At 67.3% G+C, this 16,045-nt stretch carries 15 protein-coding genes and 2 pseudogenes; 6 read left to right on the forward strand and 11 right to left on the reverse strand.

Annotation, left to right across the window (positions count from 1 at the left end; translation table 11 throughout):
- Positions 1-13 precede the first annotated feature (13 nt).
- The 7 genes from C474_RS08040 to tenA all read right to left on the reverse strand — a co-directional run bounded on the left by C474_RS08040 (position 14) and on the right by tenA (position 7,369).
- Entirely contained in the window at positions 14-1,135 is a 1,122-nt protein-coding gene (locus tag C474_RS08040; RefSeq protein WP_008385697.1) for a glycosyltransferase family 2 protein, read from the reverse strand.
- Positions 1,119-2,480 carry a nucleotide sugar dehydrogenase gene (locus tag C474_RS08045; protein ID WP_008385699.1) on the reverse strand — a complete coding sequence of 454 codons (1,362 nt, stop codon included), beginning with the start codon at positions 2,478-2,480 and terminating at the stop codon, positions 1,119-1,121. The genes C474_RS08040 and C474_RS08045 overlap by 17 nt, the downstream gene beginning before the upstream one ends.
- Before the next feature lie 369 nt (positions 2,481-2,849).
- A complete protein-coding gene (locus tag C474_RS08050; protein ID WP_008385700.1) occupies positions 2,850-4,178 on the reverse strand; it encodes an NRAMP family divalent metal transporter in 1,329 nt (442 codons plus the stop codon).
- Positions 4,179-4,225: 47 nt separating this feature from the next.
- Entirely contained in the window at positions 4,226-4,360 is a 135-nt protein-coding gene (locus C474_RS23290) for a hypothetical protein (protein ID WP_008385702.1), read from the reverse strand.
- Complete coding sequence (locus tag C474_RS08055; protein WP_008385704.1) at positions 4,357-5,949, reverse strand: sodium:solute symporter family transporter; 1,593 nt, start codon at positions 5,947-5,949, stop codon at positions 4,357-4,359. The genes C474_RS23290 and C474_RS08055 overlap by 4 nt, the downstream gene beginning before the upstream one ends.
- Complete coding sequence (locus tag C474_RS08060) at positions 5,943-6,707, reverse strand: TenA family protein (RefSeq protein ID WP_008385705.1); 765 nt, start codon at positions 6,705-6,707, stop codon at positions 5,943-5,945. Before C474_RS08060 ends, C474_RS08055 begins: the two co-directional genes overlap by 7 nt.
- A complete protein-coding gene (gene tenA, locus C474_RS08065; protein ID WP_008385707.1) occupies positions 6,704-7,369 on the reverse strand; it encodes a thiaminase II in 666 nt (221 codons plus the stop codon). Before tenA ends, C474_RS08060 begins: the two co-directional genes overlap by 4 nt.
- Positions 7,370-7,579: 210 nt before the next feature.
- On the opposite strand from tenA, the gene C474_RS08070 reads away from it, so the two are divergent.
- Positions 7,580-7,795: a DUF7511 domain-containing protein gene (locus C474_RS08070; RefSeq protein ID WP_008385709.1), complete on the forward strand. Its 216-nt coding sequence runs from the start codon at positions 7,580-7,582 to the stop codon at positions 7,793-7,795.
- 215 nt (positions 7,796-8,010) lie between these two features.
- Positions 8,011-8,184, forward strand: a pseudogene (locus C474_RS23065) (RNA-guided endonuclease TnpB family protein); the annotation flags it as partial.
- 189 nt (positions 8,185-8,373) lie between these two features.
- Here C474_RS23065 and C474_RS08080 read toward each other — a convergent pair.
- Positions 8,374-9,939, reverse strand: coding sequence for a Na+/H+ antiporter NhaC family protein (locus tag C474_RS08080; protein ID WP_008385712.1), 1,566 nt, complete (start codon positions 9,937-9,939; stop codon positions 8,374-8,376).
- A gap of 313 nt (positions 9,940-10,252) precedes the next feature.
- Between C474_RS08080 and tnpA the strand changes: the two genes are divergently transcribed.
- Entirely contained in the window at positions 10,253-10,645 is a 393-nt protein-coding gene (gene tnpA, locus C474_RS08085) for an IS200/IS605 family transposase (protein WP_008385713.1), read from the forward strand.
- Between the two features lies 1 nt (position 10,646).
- Complete coding sequence (locus C474_RS08090) at positions 10,647-11,966, forward strand: RNA-guided endonuclease TnpB family protein (protein WP_008385716.1); 1,320 nt, start codon at positions 10,647-10,649, stop codon at positions 11,964-11,966.
- A 50-nt stretch (positions 11,967-12,016) separates the two neighbouring features.
- Here C474_RS08090 and C474_RS08095 read toward each other — a convergent pair whose 3' ends face one another.
- Complete coding sequence (locus C474_RS08095; RefSeq protein ID WP_008385717.1) at positions 12,017-13,405, reverse strand: dihydrolipoyl dehydrogenase family protein; 1,389 nt, start codon at positions 13,403-13,405, stop codon at positions 12,017-12,019.
- A 147-nt stretch (positions 13,406-13,552) separates the two neighbouring features.
- Between C474_RS08095 and C474_RS08100 the strand changes: the two genes are divergently transcribed.
- Positions 13,553-14,077: a DUF2243 domain-containing protein gene (locus tag C474_RS08100; protein WP_008385718.1), complete on the forward strand. Its 525-nt coding sequence runs from the start codon at positions 13,553-13,555 to the stop codon at positions 14,075-14,077.
- Positions 14,074-14,292 carry a hypothetical protein gene (locus tag C474_RS08105; protein WP_008385719.1) on the forward strand — a complete coding sequence of 73 codons (219 nt, stop codon included), beginning with the start codon at positions 14,074-14,076 and terminating at the stop codon, positions 14,290-14,292. Before C474_RS08100 ends, C474_RS08105 begins: the two co-directional genes overlap by 4 nt.
- Positions 14,293-14,297: 5 nt before the next feature.
- On the opposite strand, the gene C474_RS08110 is transcribed toward C474_RS08105, so the two are convergent.
- Positions 14,298-15,557 carry a sulfite oxidase gene (locus C474_RS08110; RefSeq protein WP_008385720.1) on the reverse strand — a complete coding sequence of 420 codons (1,260 nt, stop codon included), beginning with the start codon at positions 15,555-15,557 and terminating at the stop codon, positions 14,298-14,300.
- Positions 15,558-15,642: 85 nt separating this feature from the next.
- A pseudogene (locus C474_RS08115) lies at positions 15,643-16,045 on the reverse strand (hypothetical protein); the annotation flags it as partial.

Raw genomic sequence — 16,045 nt, forward strand, 5'->3', positions numbered from 1 at the left:
CTGTGAGCGCTCATCATCGTTCGCTCCCCGGGGACTCGTCGGTCCCCTCGGGGATTTCGTCTGCGGCGTCTTCGACGTCGCTCGCTCTCTCCGGGGCGCCGCTCGTCGCGTCGCCCGTCTGCGCGTACGCCGCGTCCGGGATGTCCGCCTCGGCGCGTCGCTCGCCGTACTCGCCGGACGCCATCAGGTCGGCGTTCCGGTCGATGTCGAGGACGACGGCGACGACGAGAAACAGCCATCCGAGGAGCGAGACGACCCCGGACAGCAGCAGATTCGTGAAGCGGCTCTCGGAGTCGCGGTCGACCAGCGCCTTCAGCGCCGCACCCGCGCCCGCGCCGGTTCCGGCCGCGCCGAGCGCGTAGCATAGCCCCGTCGGGTGAAAGTCGTAGACGAAGTACTTCATCTTCAGCCGCCAGAGGAAGTCTCGCAGGAGCAGTTTCGACAGTCTCGGGACGAACGTCGAGTACTTGATACCGCTCTGTTCGTCGCCGTACAGCGCCTCGTGCGGCACGTCGGCGATTTTGAGCCCCTGCACGTTGAGGTGGACGAGCAGGTCGTTGAGGAACCCGTACTCCTCGTAGAGGTCGTCGATGGGCAGTTCCTCCAGCGCCCGCAGCGAGATGGCCGCGTAGCCGTTCTGCGGGTCGACCATCCCCCAGTAGCCGCTGGCTATCTTCGTCAGGACGGTGAGCAGGCGGTTGCCGAACAGGCGCCACCGCGACATCTCGCGCCACGTGTCCTCGCGCCAGAGGCGATTGCCCTTCGTGTAGTCCGCCTCGCCGTCGACGATGGGGTCGAGAAACTGCGTCAGTTTGCTCGGGTCCATCTGCCCGTCGCCGGCGATGACGGCGGTCACGTCTATTTCGTCGCGCAGCGCACGCTCGTACCCCGTCTTGATTGCGCCGCCGACGCCGCGATTCCGCTCGTGGCGGATGGGAACGACGCGCTCTCCGTCGCCCTCGGCGTTCACTCGTTCGGCGCACTCGCGTAACTCCTCCCACGTCCCGTCGGTCGAGCGGTCGTCGACGGCGTATATCCGGTCGACGTAGGTCGGGATACTGCGCACAACGTCGCCGACGAAGCCCTCCTCGTTGTACGCGGGGACGACGACGGCGACGCTACTGTCCCGATACACGCTCTCCCCCTCCGATGGTCAGGATGCGGTAGTCGCCCTCGCCGCACCACTCTTCGAGGACGCCGCGCCCGTCGACGAGGAGGGCGTCTTCGAGACGCCCCCAGTCGATATCGGCGAACTCCTCGTGGGCGGTGACGAGGACGACGGCGTCGACGTCCTCGTCGGGAATATCCGCCGCGTCGACGGGCGTCGCACCGAACGACTCGATGTCGTCGATGAGCGGGTCGGCGGCGAGCACCTTCGCGCCGCGCGCGTTCAGACCGTCGATAACGCCGGCGGCGGGCGTCTTGCGCGTCTCCTCGACGCCGGCGCGGTACGTGATTCCGAGCACCGCGACGGTCGACCCGTCTACGTCGCGCCCCATGGCTTCCAGACCGTCCGCGAGCAGGTGGACGGTGTGGGCGGGCATCGAGTCGTTCACCTCACGGGCCGTCCGGAGGAGCGGGGTGTCGGTCTCGGTGTACTTCATGATGAAGTACGGGTAGAACGGGATGCAGTGGCCGCCGACACCCGGCCCGGGCGTGTGGATGTCACAGAACGGCTGGGTGTTCGCCGCGTCGATGGCCTCGTTGACGTCGATGCCGAGGTCGCGGTCGAGTTTGGCGAGTTCGTTCGCCAGCGCGATGTTCACGTCGCGGTAGACGCCCTCGAACAGTTTCACCGCCTCGGCGGACGTCGCGTCCGCCATCGGCACGATGTCGTTCGAGGTAAGTTCGCCGTAGATGAGTTCGGCCGCACGACCGCTCTCCTCGTCCGCGCCGCCGACGACTTTCGGGTACGCGCCGCGGATGTCCTTCAGTGCCCGTCCGCTGGACGTCCGTTCGGGGCAGAAGGCGACGCCGAACTCGTCCTCGTCGAGGCCGCTGACCGACGAGAGGAGGGGGCGGACGCGCCCTTCGCACGTTCCGGGCGGGACGGTGCACTCGACGACGACGAGGTCGCCCTTCGAGAGGCCCTCGCCGATGCCCTCGACGGCGGCGGTCAGCGCCCCGAGGTCCGGTTCGTGGTCGTCCGTCAGCGGCGTTGGGACGATGACGACGTGTACCGCCGCCGCCTCGGCGGCCTCGGCGGCCGACGTGGTGGCGCGGAGGCGTCCCGCCTCGACCTGTTCGGCGACGAGGTCCGAGAGGCCTGGTTCGCCCTTGATGTGCGAGCGGCCCTCGTTGATACCGTCGACGACGCCTTGGTCGACGTCGACGCCGATGACCTCGCCCGCCGTCTCGGCGTACACCGCGGCCAGCGGGAGTCCCATCTTTCCGAGGCCGACGACGGAGACGGGCACCTCGCCGGACGTGAACGCCCGTCGCTGCTCGTCGGGGTCCCGTTGGCTGTCGTACAGACCCATCACTGTCGTGTCGACCCCCGACTGTGCGATGTCGCTGTCTGCGCGTCGACTGTCGTTCCCTCGATTCCGTGGAGAGCGCGGATCGGAGGGACCGCCTGTGTAACTTCGAGCATATGTGTTCGACCGCCGAGTAGAAAGGCGGCTCTACCGAGCGAACTGGGAGGTACGTACTTTGTTATACGGTACTTGGCCCTGTCAATCGAATACTAATTCGCCGTATACGGCGGTTTAGGGACCGTCTCGACCGCGTGTGAATCTCTAGCGATTCCGTCCGTCGAAGCGCACGAAGCATGGGAACGTACCGCACCTTTCGGAGTCGGTTCGACCGCGTCGACGACCGGCGACCGAGCGGGTTCGACTCTCGGGCGACTACGCGCCGGTGGTGACTTCCTCGCGGGCGTACTTCGCGACGAGGCCGAGCGTTGCGGCGGCCACAAGGACGGCGAACGCGAGGACGGCTCCCGAGAGGGGGCGGAGGCCGCCGGCGACCTGCCCGCGGACGAAGTTCGCCGCCAGCGCACCCGAGACGAGGAAGATGGCGACGCCGCCGACGTTGGCGAGCGTCGGGGTCGGTTCGGGCACCGCCGGGGAGTTCAGGAGGTAGAGCACGAGGGCGAGAGCGAACGGCGTCCCGACGGTGCCGAGAGCGAGGACGAGGACGAGCTGGCCGAGCACCTCGCCGCCGATGAACGCCCCCGGCGCCGACAGCAGTGCGAACCCGGCCAAGAGGGCGCGGTAGCGACCGTCCTCGACCGTCGTCCCCCAGCCGAGTTTGTCCGCGAGAAGAAACGGCGGCGCCACGGTGTTCCCGCCGAGCGTCGACACCGCCGCGCCGCCGAGTCCGAGGAGGAACAGCCACTCCGCGCCCGGGCCGACGAGCGGACCCAGCGCCTTCGCGGCGCCCACCGTCGTGAGGTTCGGGTCCGTCAGCACGCCCGCCGCGACGAGGAAGACGGCGACGCTGTAGACGCCGAACGCGACGAGCATCGAGGCGACCACGTCGAACGTGGCGAGGTCGTACTCCGACGCCGTCCACCCGCGCGCCCGCATCGTGTACGAGTGCATCGTGACGAGCGTGACGTGCACCGCGCCGCCGAGGATGCCGGCGGCCAGCACCGCGCTCCCCGCGGGCAGCGTCGGAACGAGTCCGTCGAGCGCCCGCCCGGCGTCGACAGGAACGACGAACAGCGAGGAGACGAACGAGACGACGACGCCGGCCACGAGCAGTTTCGCCCCGAGTTCGAGGAAGCCGTAACCCCGACCCGCGAGTCCGACCGCGAGCACCACCGCCCACGCGACGCCGCAGACTCCCGCCCCCACGCCCGTAATCGTCGCCGTGACGGCGGCCAGCGTGTTCAGTATCACCACCTGTGCGGCCCCGGCGGCCACGACGACGTCGGCGACGAGCAGCCACGCCCACCGCTCGCCGAGGCGCGCCTCCACGACGGCGACGATTCCTCGCTCGGTCAGCAGACCGAGCCGCATGGCGAGGTACTGCGCGACCGTCCCCGCCGCGGCCGAGAGCACGACCACCCACAGCAGCGCGTAATCGAAGGCCGCCCCGGCGGTAACGAGACTCGCTATCGTCGCCGGCCCGGCCGCGACGGCCCCGACGACCCACGAGGGCCCCATCCCCGACAGTCGCTCGCGCACGCCCGCCAGTCGATTCCCCGTGGCCGTCGGCGTCGCATCGCTCATATTCGAGTGATATCACCGACGAATAAATGGGTGTCGTGTCGGCGTCGCTACGCTCGGTCGCGTCGTCGGAGTCGAACGGTCCCACGGGCGACGGCGTACGCCTCGAAACAGAACACGCAGAAGACGCCGAGCAGGCTCCCCCAGAGCAGCGCTCCGAAGACGAGTGGGCCGACGGCGCTCATCGGTCGTCCCCCCTCTCCGAGGCGGGACCGCTCGGTTCGGTCGATTCGCTCGGTTCGTCCGGATTGCTCGGGGTCCCGCCATCGGTGACGGGTCGGTCGAGGCGACGAATCTCCCGCGAGAGACGGTCGAGATCGAACTCACTGCTCGACAGGCGCGCCGCAACGACGGCCGACGCCGAGGAGACGAGGAACGCGCCGGCGAACGGCAGGAGGTAGGTCGGGTCGGGGGCGGGGAGGAGGCCGCCGAGGAGCGAGTCCGCCGCGCCGTGCAGGCCGAACGGGAACGGGAAGAACGCGCTCCCGACGGCGAGGCCGAGGAGGGCGCTCACCAGCGCACCCCGACCGGAGAGGCCGCCGGTGAACAGTCCGTAGACGAGGGGGATGCCGACGGCGGCGCCGAGGAGGTCCGCGACGAAGAACAGGCTGAGGACGCTCCGCGCGCGGAGGCTCACCGCGACGGCGGCGACGGCGACGACGACGGTGACGAGTCGGGCGGCGAGGCGGAGCGTCCGGTCGTCCGGGTCGTCCATCGCCCGAGGGAGGTCGGCGGTGACGAGGCTCGACAAGGCGTTGAACAGCGAGTCGGCCGTGCTCGTCACGAGCAGGAGGGCGAGGAGGAGGACGCCGAGCACCAACCACTCCGAGAAGGCTCCGTCCAAGAGGACGAAGAAGGCGACGCCGGCGTTGTACTCCGCCCCCTGCGTGAGGACTCCGGAGTTCCCGACGGCGACGACTCCCAACAGCGTCGCGAGAAGCAGGATGAACCCGTTGGCGACGGTGGCGACCCGGAAGCTCCGCTCGACCGTCTCGGAGTCGTCCCCGGCGTAGATGCGCTGCCACCACGTCTGGTTGAGGAGTTCCGCGCCGAGCACCGCGAACACCAGCGCCGCGCCGAACCGCAGACCGGGGACGTAGCCGGGGTCTAAGAGCGCCGGGTTCGCGTCCGCGATGCCGTCGTAGACGGCGCCGGTTCCGCCGAGTGCGAACAGCAGGGCCGCGACGCTCCCGACGAGGAGCGGGAGGACGACGAACAGTTGCACCGCGTCGGTGGCGATGCTCGCTCGAAGGCCGCCGTAGGCCGTATAGAGGAGGACGAACCCGGCGACGAGCGTTGCCGTCTGCCACTGGGGGACGCCGGCGACGTAGTGGAACGCCAGCGAGATGCCGGTCAACTCGGCGGCGAGGAAGACGAACATGTACAGGGCGCTGATGACGACGACGAACGCGTACATCGCGCCGCCGTAGCGCGCGTAGGCGTACTCGGTCAGCGAGTGGCCCTCCGGAATCAACTCCCGTATCCGCGGGCCGAGTCGGGAGTACGCGAGCATCGGCGCGGCCTCGCCGAGTCCGTAGCCGACGGCCGCGGCGATACCGTACAGCGCGCCCGCTTCCGGGGCCGACAGCAGTATCCACACGCCCATCACCGAGGCGACGAGCGTGGCGCTCAACTGCCCCTCGTTCGCGGCGCCGCGGGCGGTGATGAGGTCCTCGACGGAGCCGACGCGCCCCCGTGAGAACCACAGCCCCAGCCCCGCGAAGACGGCGAGCGTGACGACGGTGAGACCGAGGGCGAGAGCCGAACTCACCACTCCGTCTCACCCCGGTCCGACGGTTCGTCCGCGTAGGCGGCGTCGAAGAAGTCGACTTCCAGCGAGACGGTCCGCCCGAAGAGCCGTTCGAGGCGACGCCGACGCCGGGGGGAGGCGGCGGCGCCCTCACGGTCGAGTTCCGCGCGGAGCCACCCCACGAACGTTCTGAACTCGTCGTTCGCGTGGAGGTGCACCCACTCGTCGAGGTAGAACCGCTCGGGGGACCCGTCGGCGACGGCCGCCGCCCACGCCTCGTACGTCCACTCGGCGGGCAGGAGCACGGCCAGTCGCTCGGCGTACCCGCCCTGCCGGGCGGCCCGTTCGATGAGGTCCTCGAACGCCAGCGTCGTCGGCGTCCGGTGCGGGTCCTCGTACGTCTCCCGCGGGACGCCCAGCGCCTCGAAGGAGCGCTCGAAGTAGTCGTTCTCCTCCGCGGTGAGCGTCCCGAGGAACGTCGACAGCCGGCGTTTCGACGCCATCGTCGGCGCGTCGCCCACGGCGTGCCCGACGAGGCCGACGAGCGACCCGAGGAACGCGTAATCTTGGACCAGATACCGCCGGAACGCCGCGTCGTTCAGTTCGCCGGACCCGAGTTCCCGGGTGAATCGGTGGGTGGTCGCCGCCGTCCATTCGGGCTCCGAGCGCTCCCGGAGCCAGTCGGTGAAGCGGGCGTCCGTCGCCGTCTCGGCGTACGCGTCGAACGAGTCGGGGACCGCCTGTCCGCCGGCCTCCCCCTCGTTTGCCTCCTCCTCGCTCACAGCTCCCACCCCTCCTGTCGCCACGCGGCGTCCCAGAAGCGGTACTCGTAGCGCCCCGACTCGTAGAACAGGTCGCGGTAGCGCTCGCGTTCGGCGTCGCTCGCGTCCCGCGCCACGTCGTCCATCAGTTCCTTGCACCACGTCGTGAGTTCGGTGAACTCCGCGCCCGCGTAGGTGTCTATCCACTCGGCGTACCGCTCGTCGTCGGGTTTCCCGCGTTCCCGCAGTCGCTCGGCCGTCTCGTTGAACCCCCACATGCAGGGGAGGAGGACGGCCACTAAGTCGCCGAACGACCCCGTCGCGGCGGTGCGGACGAGAAAGTCCGTGTACGCCCGCGTCGTCGGCGACGCCTCGGTCGCCTCCAGTTCCGCCTCGGAGATGCCGAACTCCGCGGCGTACGCGCGATGGAGGTCCATCTCGGTGTTGATGGTCGAGTCCAGCAGTTCCGCGAACGTGCCCATCCGCGCCACGTCTGGCGCCGTCCCCGCCCCGTAGGCGAACACGCGCGCGTAGTCGACGAGGTAGACGTAGTCCTGTCGCACCCAGTACTCGAACGGGTCGGTCGAGAGCGTTCCCGCTCCCAACCGCTCGACCATCGGGTGCCCCTCGATGGCGTCCCAGAGCGGGTCCGCCACCGTCGACAGTTCGTCGGTGAAGCTCATGTCTGCCCGTACTGGTTCGGCGAGGATATACATTGGTGATATCACCAAATAATAGTCCGGTCGGGAGGGAGAGCATGAATCCGCGGCGTGACTCCCCGCCACCGGGAACCGCTCTCGTACTTCCCATCCGGCGGGAACGACGGCCGCCAGTCATAGAGTCGGCGCTCGTAGTGGATGTGGAGCACGAATCGCTCCCGGAGGAGTACCACGATGGACGATAACGCGACGCACGACGCCGAGAAACGCCCGCCGAGAGAGACGAGTCGCCCGGACCGGCCGCCGGGACTGACGGCCGAGATAGTCCTCCCGCGGGACGGGACGGCCGAGTGTACGCTGTTCCCGCCGGATTCCGTCGGTTTCGAGCGGACGACGACGTGGATAACCGCCGAGGAGGGGTCGTTCGTCAGCCTGCGCGAGATGATGTGAGCGATGTCGCGTCGGACGCCCCGCGGACACCCCGCGGGCGTCGACCGGTTGAACTCAGCAGAACTCAAGGTAGAGCCCCCGGCCTCAAGGAGCGACCGAAACGTAGCGAAGGGAGCGAGTAGGCCGGAGCGGAAACTGACATGGTGCGACACAACCGGCGCACTCCGACCGACCGACTCCCGAATATCCAAGTACCGCCCACCCTCCTCTGAAGTATGGACGTGCGTCGAACCGCCGTCGCGAAACTCGCCGTTTCCGACGAGCAACGCGACGCACTCCACCGAACCGCCGAGCAATACCTATACTGCGCGAACCAAACCGCCGACTATTGTTGGTCCGACACCTCGTACACCGAGTGCAAGACCAACAAACGGCAGGTTCGGTCTGCCCGGATATAGTCCTACTACTGGCAAAATACCGCCTCCCGACCGAGTTCTCCACTACCGATTCCGAACCCGCGTGCAGAGATGTGAGACACGTCAGTTCTGCGTCGAATCGCGCTTCCCGCTCCCGAACCGGTTCGACCACGTTCGCTCGTCGTTCAGCGTCAAAAAAGCGCGAAACGGTGTCGGAATTCGTCAGTCCGACGAGGAACCGAAGACGCTTGGAACGGCCGCGTCGCGGTGTTCCGAGAGGTAGTACGCGGTGACGAACAGGGCGAGGACGCCGACGGGCAGGAGCAGGATGGGACCGCTGAGCCCGTACCCGTTGGCGAGGAACAGTAACGTCCCCACCGTCCCGCAGAGCACCGCGTAGGGAATCTGCGTGTTCACGTGGTCGACGTGGTCCGCGCCGGCGAACATCGACGAGAGCACCGTCGTGTCGCTGATGGGCGAGCAGTGGTCGCCGAACAGCGACCCTGTGAGGATGGCGCCGATGGCACTCGGAAGCGGCGCGCCGAGTTGGAACGCCAAGGGAACCGCCACGGGGAACATGATACCCATCGTCCCCCACGAGGTCCCGATGGAGAAAGAGACGATGGCCGCGGCGACGAACACGACGGCCGGCAGGAGCGGTGCGGTGATAATCCCCTCGGCGATGCTGACGACGAAGCCGCCGACGCCGAGCGTCTCGCTGACGCCGCCGATGGTCCACGCCAGCGTGAGGACGGCCACCGGGAACATCACCATCTTGAACCCCTCGAATATGGAGTCGCTCACCGCTTCGAGTTCCACGCGGGCGTGTCCGACGAGGATGGCGAGCAGCAGCGCGCAGGCCGAGAAGACGCCCCACAGGATGGCGTCGGCGGTGGCGGCGCCCTTCAGCGCCTCGACGGGCGCCTTCGACGGCCACCCGCCCGAGTACAGCAGGCCGAACCCGGTGACGGCGACCAGAGCGACGATGGGGAGCGCGAAGTACCACCAGCGCGAGTCGACGTGGTCCGGCGTGACGATGTCCTCCTCGCGCGTCTCGATGAGGGGGTCGGCGTCGTCGCCGAGCACCTTCCCCTCCTCTTTCGCGCGCCTCTCGGCGCGCTTCATCGGACCGAAGTTCCACCCCATGACGACGAGGATGAACACGAGCGCGATGGCGAGGAGGCTGTAGAAGCGGTAGGGGATGCTTTGTAAGAACACCACGAACGCGCTCTGGTCGATGCCGAGCGAGGAGAACTGATCGCGGATGAGGCCCACCTCGAACCCGACCCACGTCGAGACGACGGCGATGCTCACGACCGGCGAGGTGGTGGAGTCGAGCAGGTACGCGAGTTTCTCGCGGCTGATGTCGAACTGGTCGGTGATGGGGCGCATCACCGATCCGGTGATCATCGTGCTCGCGTAGGAGTCGACGAAGATGAGCATCCCGAGGATGCTGGTCCCCAACTCCGCCTGTTTTCTGGTCTTGATCCGAGCGATGATGCGTTCAGCCAGCGCCTTCATGCCGCCCGAGAGGAATATCATCCCGAGCATCGCCCCCGAGAGGAACGTGAACAGCAGCAGTTTGCTGTTGAACGGCGTGATGAGGCTGTTGATGACCAACTGTAGGGAGTGGGCCATCCCGGCGATGGGGTTCCACCCGACCAGTATGGTCGCGCCGATCCAGATTCCGGTAAACAACGAGAGGAGCACCTGCCGGCTCACCAGCGTCAGCACGATGGCGAACAGCGCCGGAAGCAGGCTGATGGCTCCGTACGACTCTGCGGGCATGACAGCCTGAGTCTCTTCTCCCGTCTGTTAAGTTTTATCGCCGAGATCCGTCTTATTGTAAAATCATCCCCGCACCTTCCCACAGAAAAATATGTTCGACGGGGAGACACCATCATCGGGAAGTTCTGTCGAACCGTCCCGCCCGGAGGGCACACCGGTTCGAACGCGCTATCTTTTTCAAGGCGAGAATCCCGCAGTTTACGGCGGGCGTGAAGCCGACAACTAACTTACGTTCCACCGTCAGCTGCAGGCCGAATACCGCACGACTGTAAACCTTTACTCGAATTGGGTGTGATGATCTCAGTACGGCCGAATGAAGTACAACCTCGAAACCGGGTCGCACACGGTCTACGCGCTCCAATATCACTTTGTGACCGGCACGAAGTACCGCGCGGACATCCTCACCGACGAGATAGCCGAACGTATCGGTGAGATTGCCAGCGACATCTCCGAGGACTTCGGCGTAGACATCCAGAACGTCAACGGCGGTTCCGACCACGTTCACATCCTGTTCACGGCGAAGCCGACGACGAACCTCACCAAGTTCATCAACTCGCTCAAAGGCGTCACGTCCCACAAAACCCGTGACGAGAACCCCGAGGTTCGTCAGACGCTCGACAGCGCGTTCTGGCAACCGGGGTACTTCCTCGCCACCACCGGACAGGTGAGCATCGACGTGCTGATGGAGTACGTGGAGGACCAGTAGCGTGTCTACGACCGTCACGAAGACGTTGCAAGCGACGTTCGCGCCCCCCACCGCGCACAAACAGGCGAAACTAAACGACCTCCTTGAAACGTACCGTGACAGTCTACAAGAGGCGTTCGACTCCGGGGCAAGTACCATGTCGTCGGTGAGCGACATCGTGACACCCTACAACCTGCCGTATCAAGCGAAGGCTGCTCTCTGCAACTACGTCCCAAAACTCCGCAAGACGTACAACGCGCAGGAGTTGGACGACGAACACCCGATACGGCTCACAAATCAGGCTGCGAAGTTTGACCACTCCGAAGAACGCGACTACGAGTTCACGTGGTGGGTTCCGCGTCCCGGTCGGGGAACGAACTTCTGGATACCACTTCGCATCAACCCTGAACAGGAAGATCTCTGGCACGACCTCGTATCAGAGGACGCGAAGGCAGGCGAGATACGGCTTCAACAGCACCGGAAAAACTGGGTACTGCACGTTACCGTCGAGTATCCGGTCGAAGAACTAACGATGGACGGTGACGCCGCGCACATCGGCTTAGATATCGGAGAAACCGCCCTCATCACGGGCTGTGCCCTCAAGGATGGTTCTCCGACTGACCCGTTCGTGTGTAGCGGAAGCAGAGCGAAGCATCTCCGTAAAGAGATGCACACGACCCTGAAACGACTCCAAGAGCGTGACGCATCCGAGTGGCGCATCGAAGACCGCTTCTCGCACTACCAAAACGCGCTCACCGACATCGTGGAGAAAGCGTCTCGGGAAGCCGTCGAGTACGCCAAGCAGTTCGAGAACCCGGTGTTGGTGATGGAGGACCTGACGTACATCCGTGAGCGTCTCGACTACGGGAAGCACATGAATCGTCGCCTTCACTCGTGGGCGTTCGCCCGACTGCAAGGGCGTATCGAGGACAAGGCGACGGAAGCAGGCATCCCGGTCGAGTACGTGAATCCGGCGTACACATCTCAGACGTGCCACTCGTGCCACCGAATCGGTCGGCGGGACTCCCAAGCCGAGTTCCGGTGCCCGAACGACGACTGCCACGTTTCGATGTTTCAGGCCGACATCAATGCTTCCGCGAATATCGCACGACGGATTGACCCGTGGGGAGAGAGCGTCCCGCTTGACAAGGCGGAACGCGATGACTCGCTTCGGGATGGGAGCGGTTGTGACACCGCCACAACTTCGTCCGAGACGGCTTCGCCGTCTCGTGGTCACGAGAGACGCTCCGCGTCTCTCGAACGACACCGTGAGAAGAGCGTCCCAGCGCAGATGACGCTCACGGCGTTTCGAGAGTCGAAACCCTCTGCCAGCGACGACTAACTGGTATTCCCCATGCGTGGGAAGCCTCGCCGTTTACGGCGAGGAGGATGTCACATTCCCGACGGCGCCACGTCACGAACGTCCCGGAACGCCCCCTGCACGACTTCGGACAGCGCCGGGTGGACGTGTATCGTCTCGGCTATCGTCTCGGCGTCCGCGCCGGCGGCGACGGCCGTGCTCACCTCGTGGACGAGCATCGACGCGTGCGGGCCGACGACGTGACAGCCGAGCACCTTGCCGCCGTCGGTGACGAGCACCTTCGCGAACCCGCCGTCGTTCGACAGCACCGACCCGAGCGCGGTGTCGTCGTAGGCGTACGTGCCAACCTCGTAGCCGTCGCCGTCCACCTCCCCCTCGGTCTTCCCGAGGCTTCCGACCTGCGGCGACCCGAACACCGCGTGCGTCATCCCCGGGTAGGACACCGCCGACGGCGACTCCCCGGTCAGCGTCTCGACGACGTGTTCGGCCTCCTTGTCGCCGGAGTGTTTGAACATGTAGTTGCCCGCGATGTCGCCGATGGCGTAGACGCCGTCGACGGAGGTTTCGAGGTACTCGTCCGTCTCGACGAACCCGCCGTCGTCGGTATCGAGTCCGGCGGCCGAGACGTTCCAGCGGTCGGAGTTGGGTCGCCGACCCGTCGCCAACAGCACCTCGTCGCCGGTGAGTTCGATCCGCTCGCCGTCGTCGGACTCGGCGACGACGACCGTCTCGTCGCCGCCGTCGCGGAGTTCGGTCACCTCGCGGCCGAGGTGGAGTTCGTGTTTCTCCCCGTACGCCTCGGTCAGTCGCTCGGCCACCTCGCGGTCCTCCCTGTCGAGGAGGACGTCCCCGCGGCCGACGACGGCCACGTCCGTCCCCAACGCGCCGAACAGGTGCGCCATCTCGACGGCGATGTAGCCGCCGCCGGCGACGACGAGGCGGTCCGGCAGTTCGTCCATCCGGACCGCCTCGTCGCTCGTGAGGTACTCCACTTCGTCGGTGCCGTCGATGGAGTCGGGAATCATCGGCCGCGACCCGCCCGCGAGGACGACCCGGTCGGCCGTCAGTTCCGTCTGTCCGTCCCCGGTATCCACCTCGACCGTCCGTTCGTCGACGAACCGGCCCTCCGTCTGATAGAAGTCGATACGTTCGTGTTCGCGGGCGCGTTCGGCCTTCCGCTCGGCAGCCTCGGTCACCTCCTCGATGACCTCGTCGACGATGTCGCCGAACGCGACGCCCTCCAGCGAGGCGTCGAGGCCGAGCGAGTCGGCGTTTCTCACCGTCTCGGCGGCGTCGGCCCGGTGGATGAGCTTCTTCGAGGGGTTACAGCCGCGGTTGAGGCAGGTGCCGCCGAGTCTGTCGCGTTCGACGAGCGCAACGTCGAACCCGTCGTCTGCGGCCGCCGCCGCAACGATGTTTCCGGTTCCGCCGCCGAGGACGATGAGGTCGTACTCGCGCATCGTCGGCAGTACGGACACGAGCGTGAAAAGGCGTCTTGCCGCGGCCCTCCTCGGAGCGGCCCGCGGTGGCGCGCGCGGGGGCAGACGCTTGAATCACCTGCATATACAGCCCCGTCGCCTTCCGGCGTGTGCCCCCCAGTGGAACCAATGAGCGGCCAGACTTCCTCCTCGAACCGTTCGCTGGAGACGGTCGACGGCGTGACCCGCCGGTCGCTCCTCTCGGCGGGCGTCTTCGGCTTCGGCTTCAGCGGCCTCATCGACGTGCTCGTGCTGCATCTCGTCCTCCAGTGGCACCACCTCCTCTCGGGCGTCTACCCGCGAACGACGATGGCCGGCCTCCGGACGAACGTGCTCGCCGACGGCCTGTTCTCGCTCGCGATGCTCGTCATCGCGTGCGTCGGCGCCGGTCTCCTCTGGCAGTCCGAACGCCGAACCGACGTTCCCCTCGCGCTCCGACCGGTGGCCGGCGCGGCGGTCATCGGCCTCGGCACCTTCGACCTGTACGACGTGGTGGTCGACCACGTCCTCCTCGGTCTGCACCAACCGCTCTCGCAGGGCGGACGGTACAACCCCCACTGGGCCGCCGTGAGCCTCCTCATCCTCGGCGCCGGCTACTACGTCTACCGCACCGGCGTGAAGCGGCGGGCCGAGAGCGCGACGGAGGCGGCGTGACGCCGGCGCTCTCCCCCGCCGCCCTCTCGGCGTCCGCCGCGCACGCCGCACTCGTCGCCCCCGCGCCGCTTCACGGCGGGGCGGCCGCCCCGGCGTCGACGCCGGTTCCGCACTGGTCCGTGCTCCTCGTCGCAGTCATCGGCCTCTGGGTCGCTATCGCGGCCGGCGTGCTGGCCTGCGACAGAGTGCTCGCGCGCCTCGGCGCGACGGAGTAGAAATCTCAACGCTCGACGGTGACGGAGACGCCCAGCGGTCGGTAGGCGTTGTTCCCGTACCCCTTCTGATTCCACGGGTAGCGGTCGCCCTCGATGCCGCGCAGACCCTCCTCGGGGTCCGACACCGTCGCCGGTTGCGTCCGCCCCCGGTCGTCCGTCGCGCGCGCGACGACGGTGTGTTCCCCGGGGTCGGCGTCCCAGACGTACCGGAACTTCCGGACGGCGTAGCGGCCGAGGTCCGGGCCGACGAACTCCGCATCGTCCCACGTCTCGCCGCCGTCAGCGGAGATTTCGACGCGTTCGACCCTGTCGTCGCCGGACCACGCCACGCCCGTCACCTCGATGCGTCCGTCGGCGCCCGGCGAGAGTTCGGCGCCGTCCGCCGGCGACGTGACGAGCGATTTGACGAGTTGGTCGAACAGGTAGGCGTTCCGTATCTCGTCGGTCGCCCGCATCTGGTCGTGCGTGTCGGCGACGTCGACGGCGGCGTACCGTTCGGGTTCCTCGTCCTGCGCCGGGAGGATGCGGTAGGAGGACTGCTGGTACTCGGTGTAGTCGCGGCCGTCCCGCGACTGCCACTCCTCGCCGACGACCATCGAGTCCATCACGCGCACCTCCTCGACCCACTTTACGCTGTTGTTGCCGAACCACCCGGGTACGAGGAGTCTGAGGGGGTAGCCGTGCTCTGCGGTCATCGGGTCGCCGTTCATCTCGTAGGCGAGGATGCAGTCGTCGAGGGCCTTCGCCATCGGAATCGACCGGCAGAACACGTCCTCGTCGTCTTTCGCCTCTCCGCCCATCGCCGTCAGCCACCGGCCGTCGGCGGTATCGGCGCCGTGAGCGTCGAGAATCGCCCGTACGGGCGTCCCCGTCCAGACGGCGTCGCCCACCGCGCCGAACGTCCACTGGTCGCCCTCGGCGTCCGGCGAGAAGTACGCCCGGCCGTTGCCCGAACACTCCATCATGTGGACGACCGAGTCGGTGGGGTAGTCGGTTCGTAGCTCTTCCATCGACAGTTCCGCCTCCGAGTCCACCAGCCCCGTCAGCGAGACGGTCCACTCGTCGGCGTCTATCTCGGGCGTTCGGTGGTGGTTCCGGACGTAGTGTTCGTCCCGCGGCGTGAGGTAGCTCTCCAGATTCTCGCGCGCGTCCGTCTGCGCGTTGTCGGGGTCGGTCGAGAGCACCTCCAGTCCGGGGTACGTTTCGGCGACCGGTTCGTCCCGCGGACGGGACGCCTCACTCTCGTCGGCATCTCTCGAAGACATCGGGGGTTATCGGTTCAGGGGGGACGCACTCGACTGTGCTGCCTGCGCGTGAAAGGCGCGCGGCCGTCGGCATCTCACCCGCCGATTACGCGCCCGCCCGGACGCGGCCCGCAGTCGCGTTCGCCGTCGTCGACGCCTCCGTCGTCTCCGACGCGTTCCCGGCGCTAGTCCCGTTCGCGGCCTGCCGGATGCGCACGGTCTCGTTATCGTACACCTCCATCGTCTCGATCACGGTGCCGTTCTCCGCGACGCGCTGAACGATGACGGTCGGCGCGCCGTCTCCCGGACCGGACTCACCGTCCGCCCCGCCCGCGCCGCCGGAACCGCCCGTAGCGTTCGTCGGCGTCTCCCCGGCGAGGAACCGCCGAATCGCCTCCGTCTCCTCGAACTCCTGCACGTCGCCGCTCTGGGCGTCGACGAACGCGACGTATGCGATGCCGCTGTTGTCCTCGGGGACGATGCGCACCTGCCAGTACTCGCGGTCGTCT

This window comes from Halogeometricum pallidum JCM 14848, assembly GCF_000337095.1.
Classification (GTDB): Archaea; Halobacteriota; Halobacteria; order Halobacteriales; family Haloferacaceae; genus Halogeometricum; species Halogeometricum pallidum.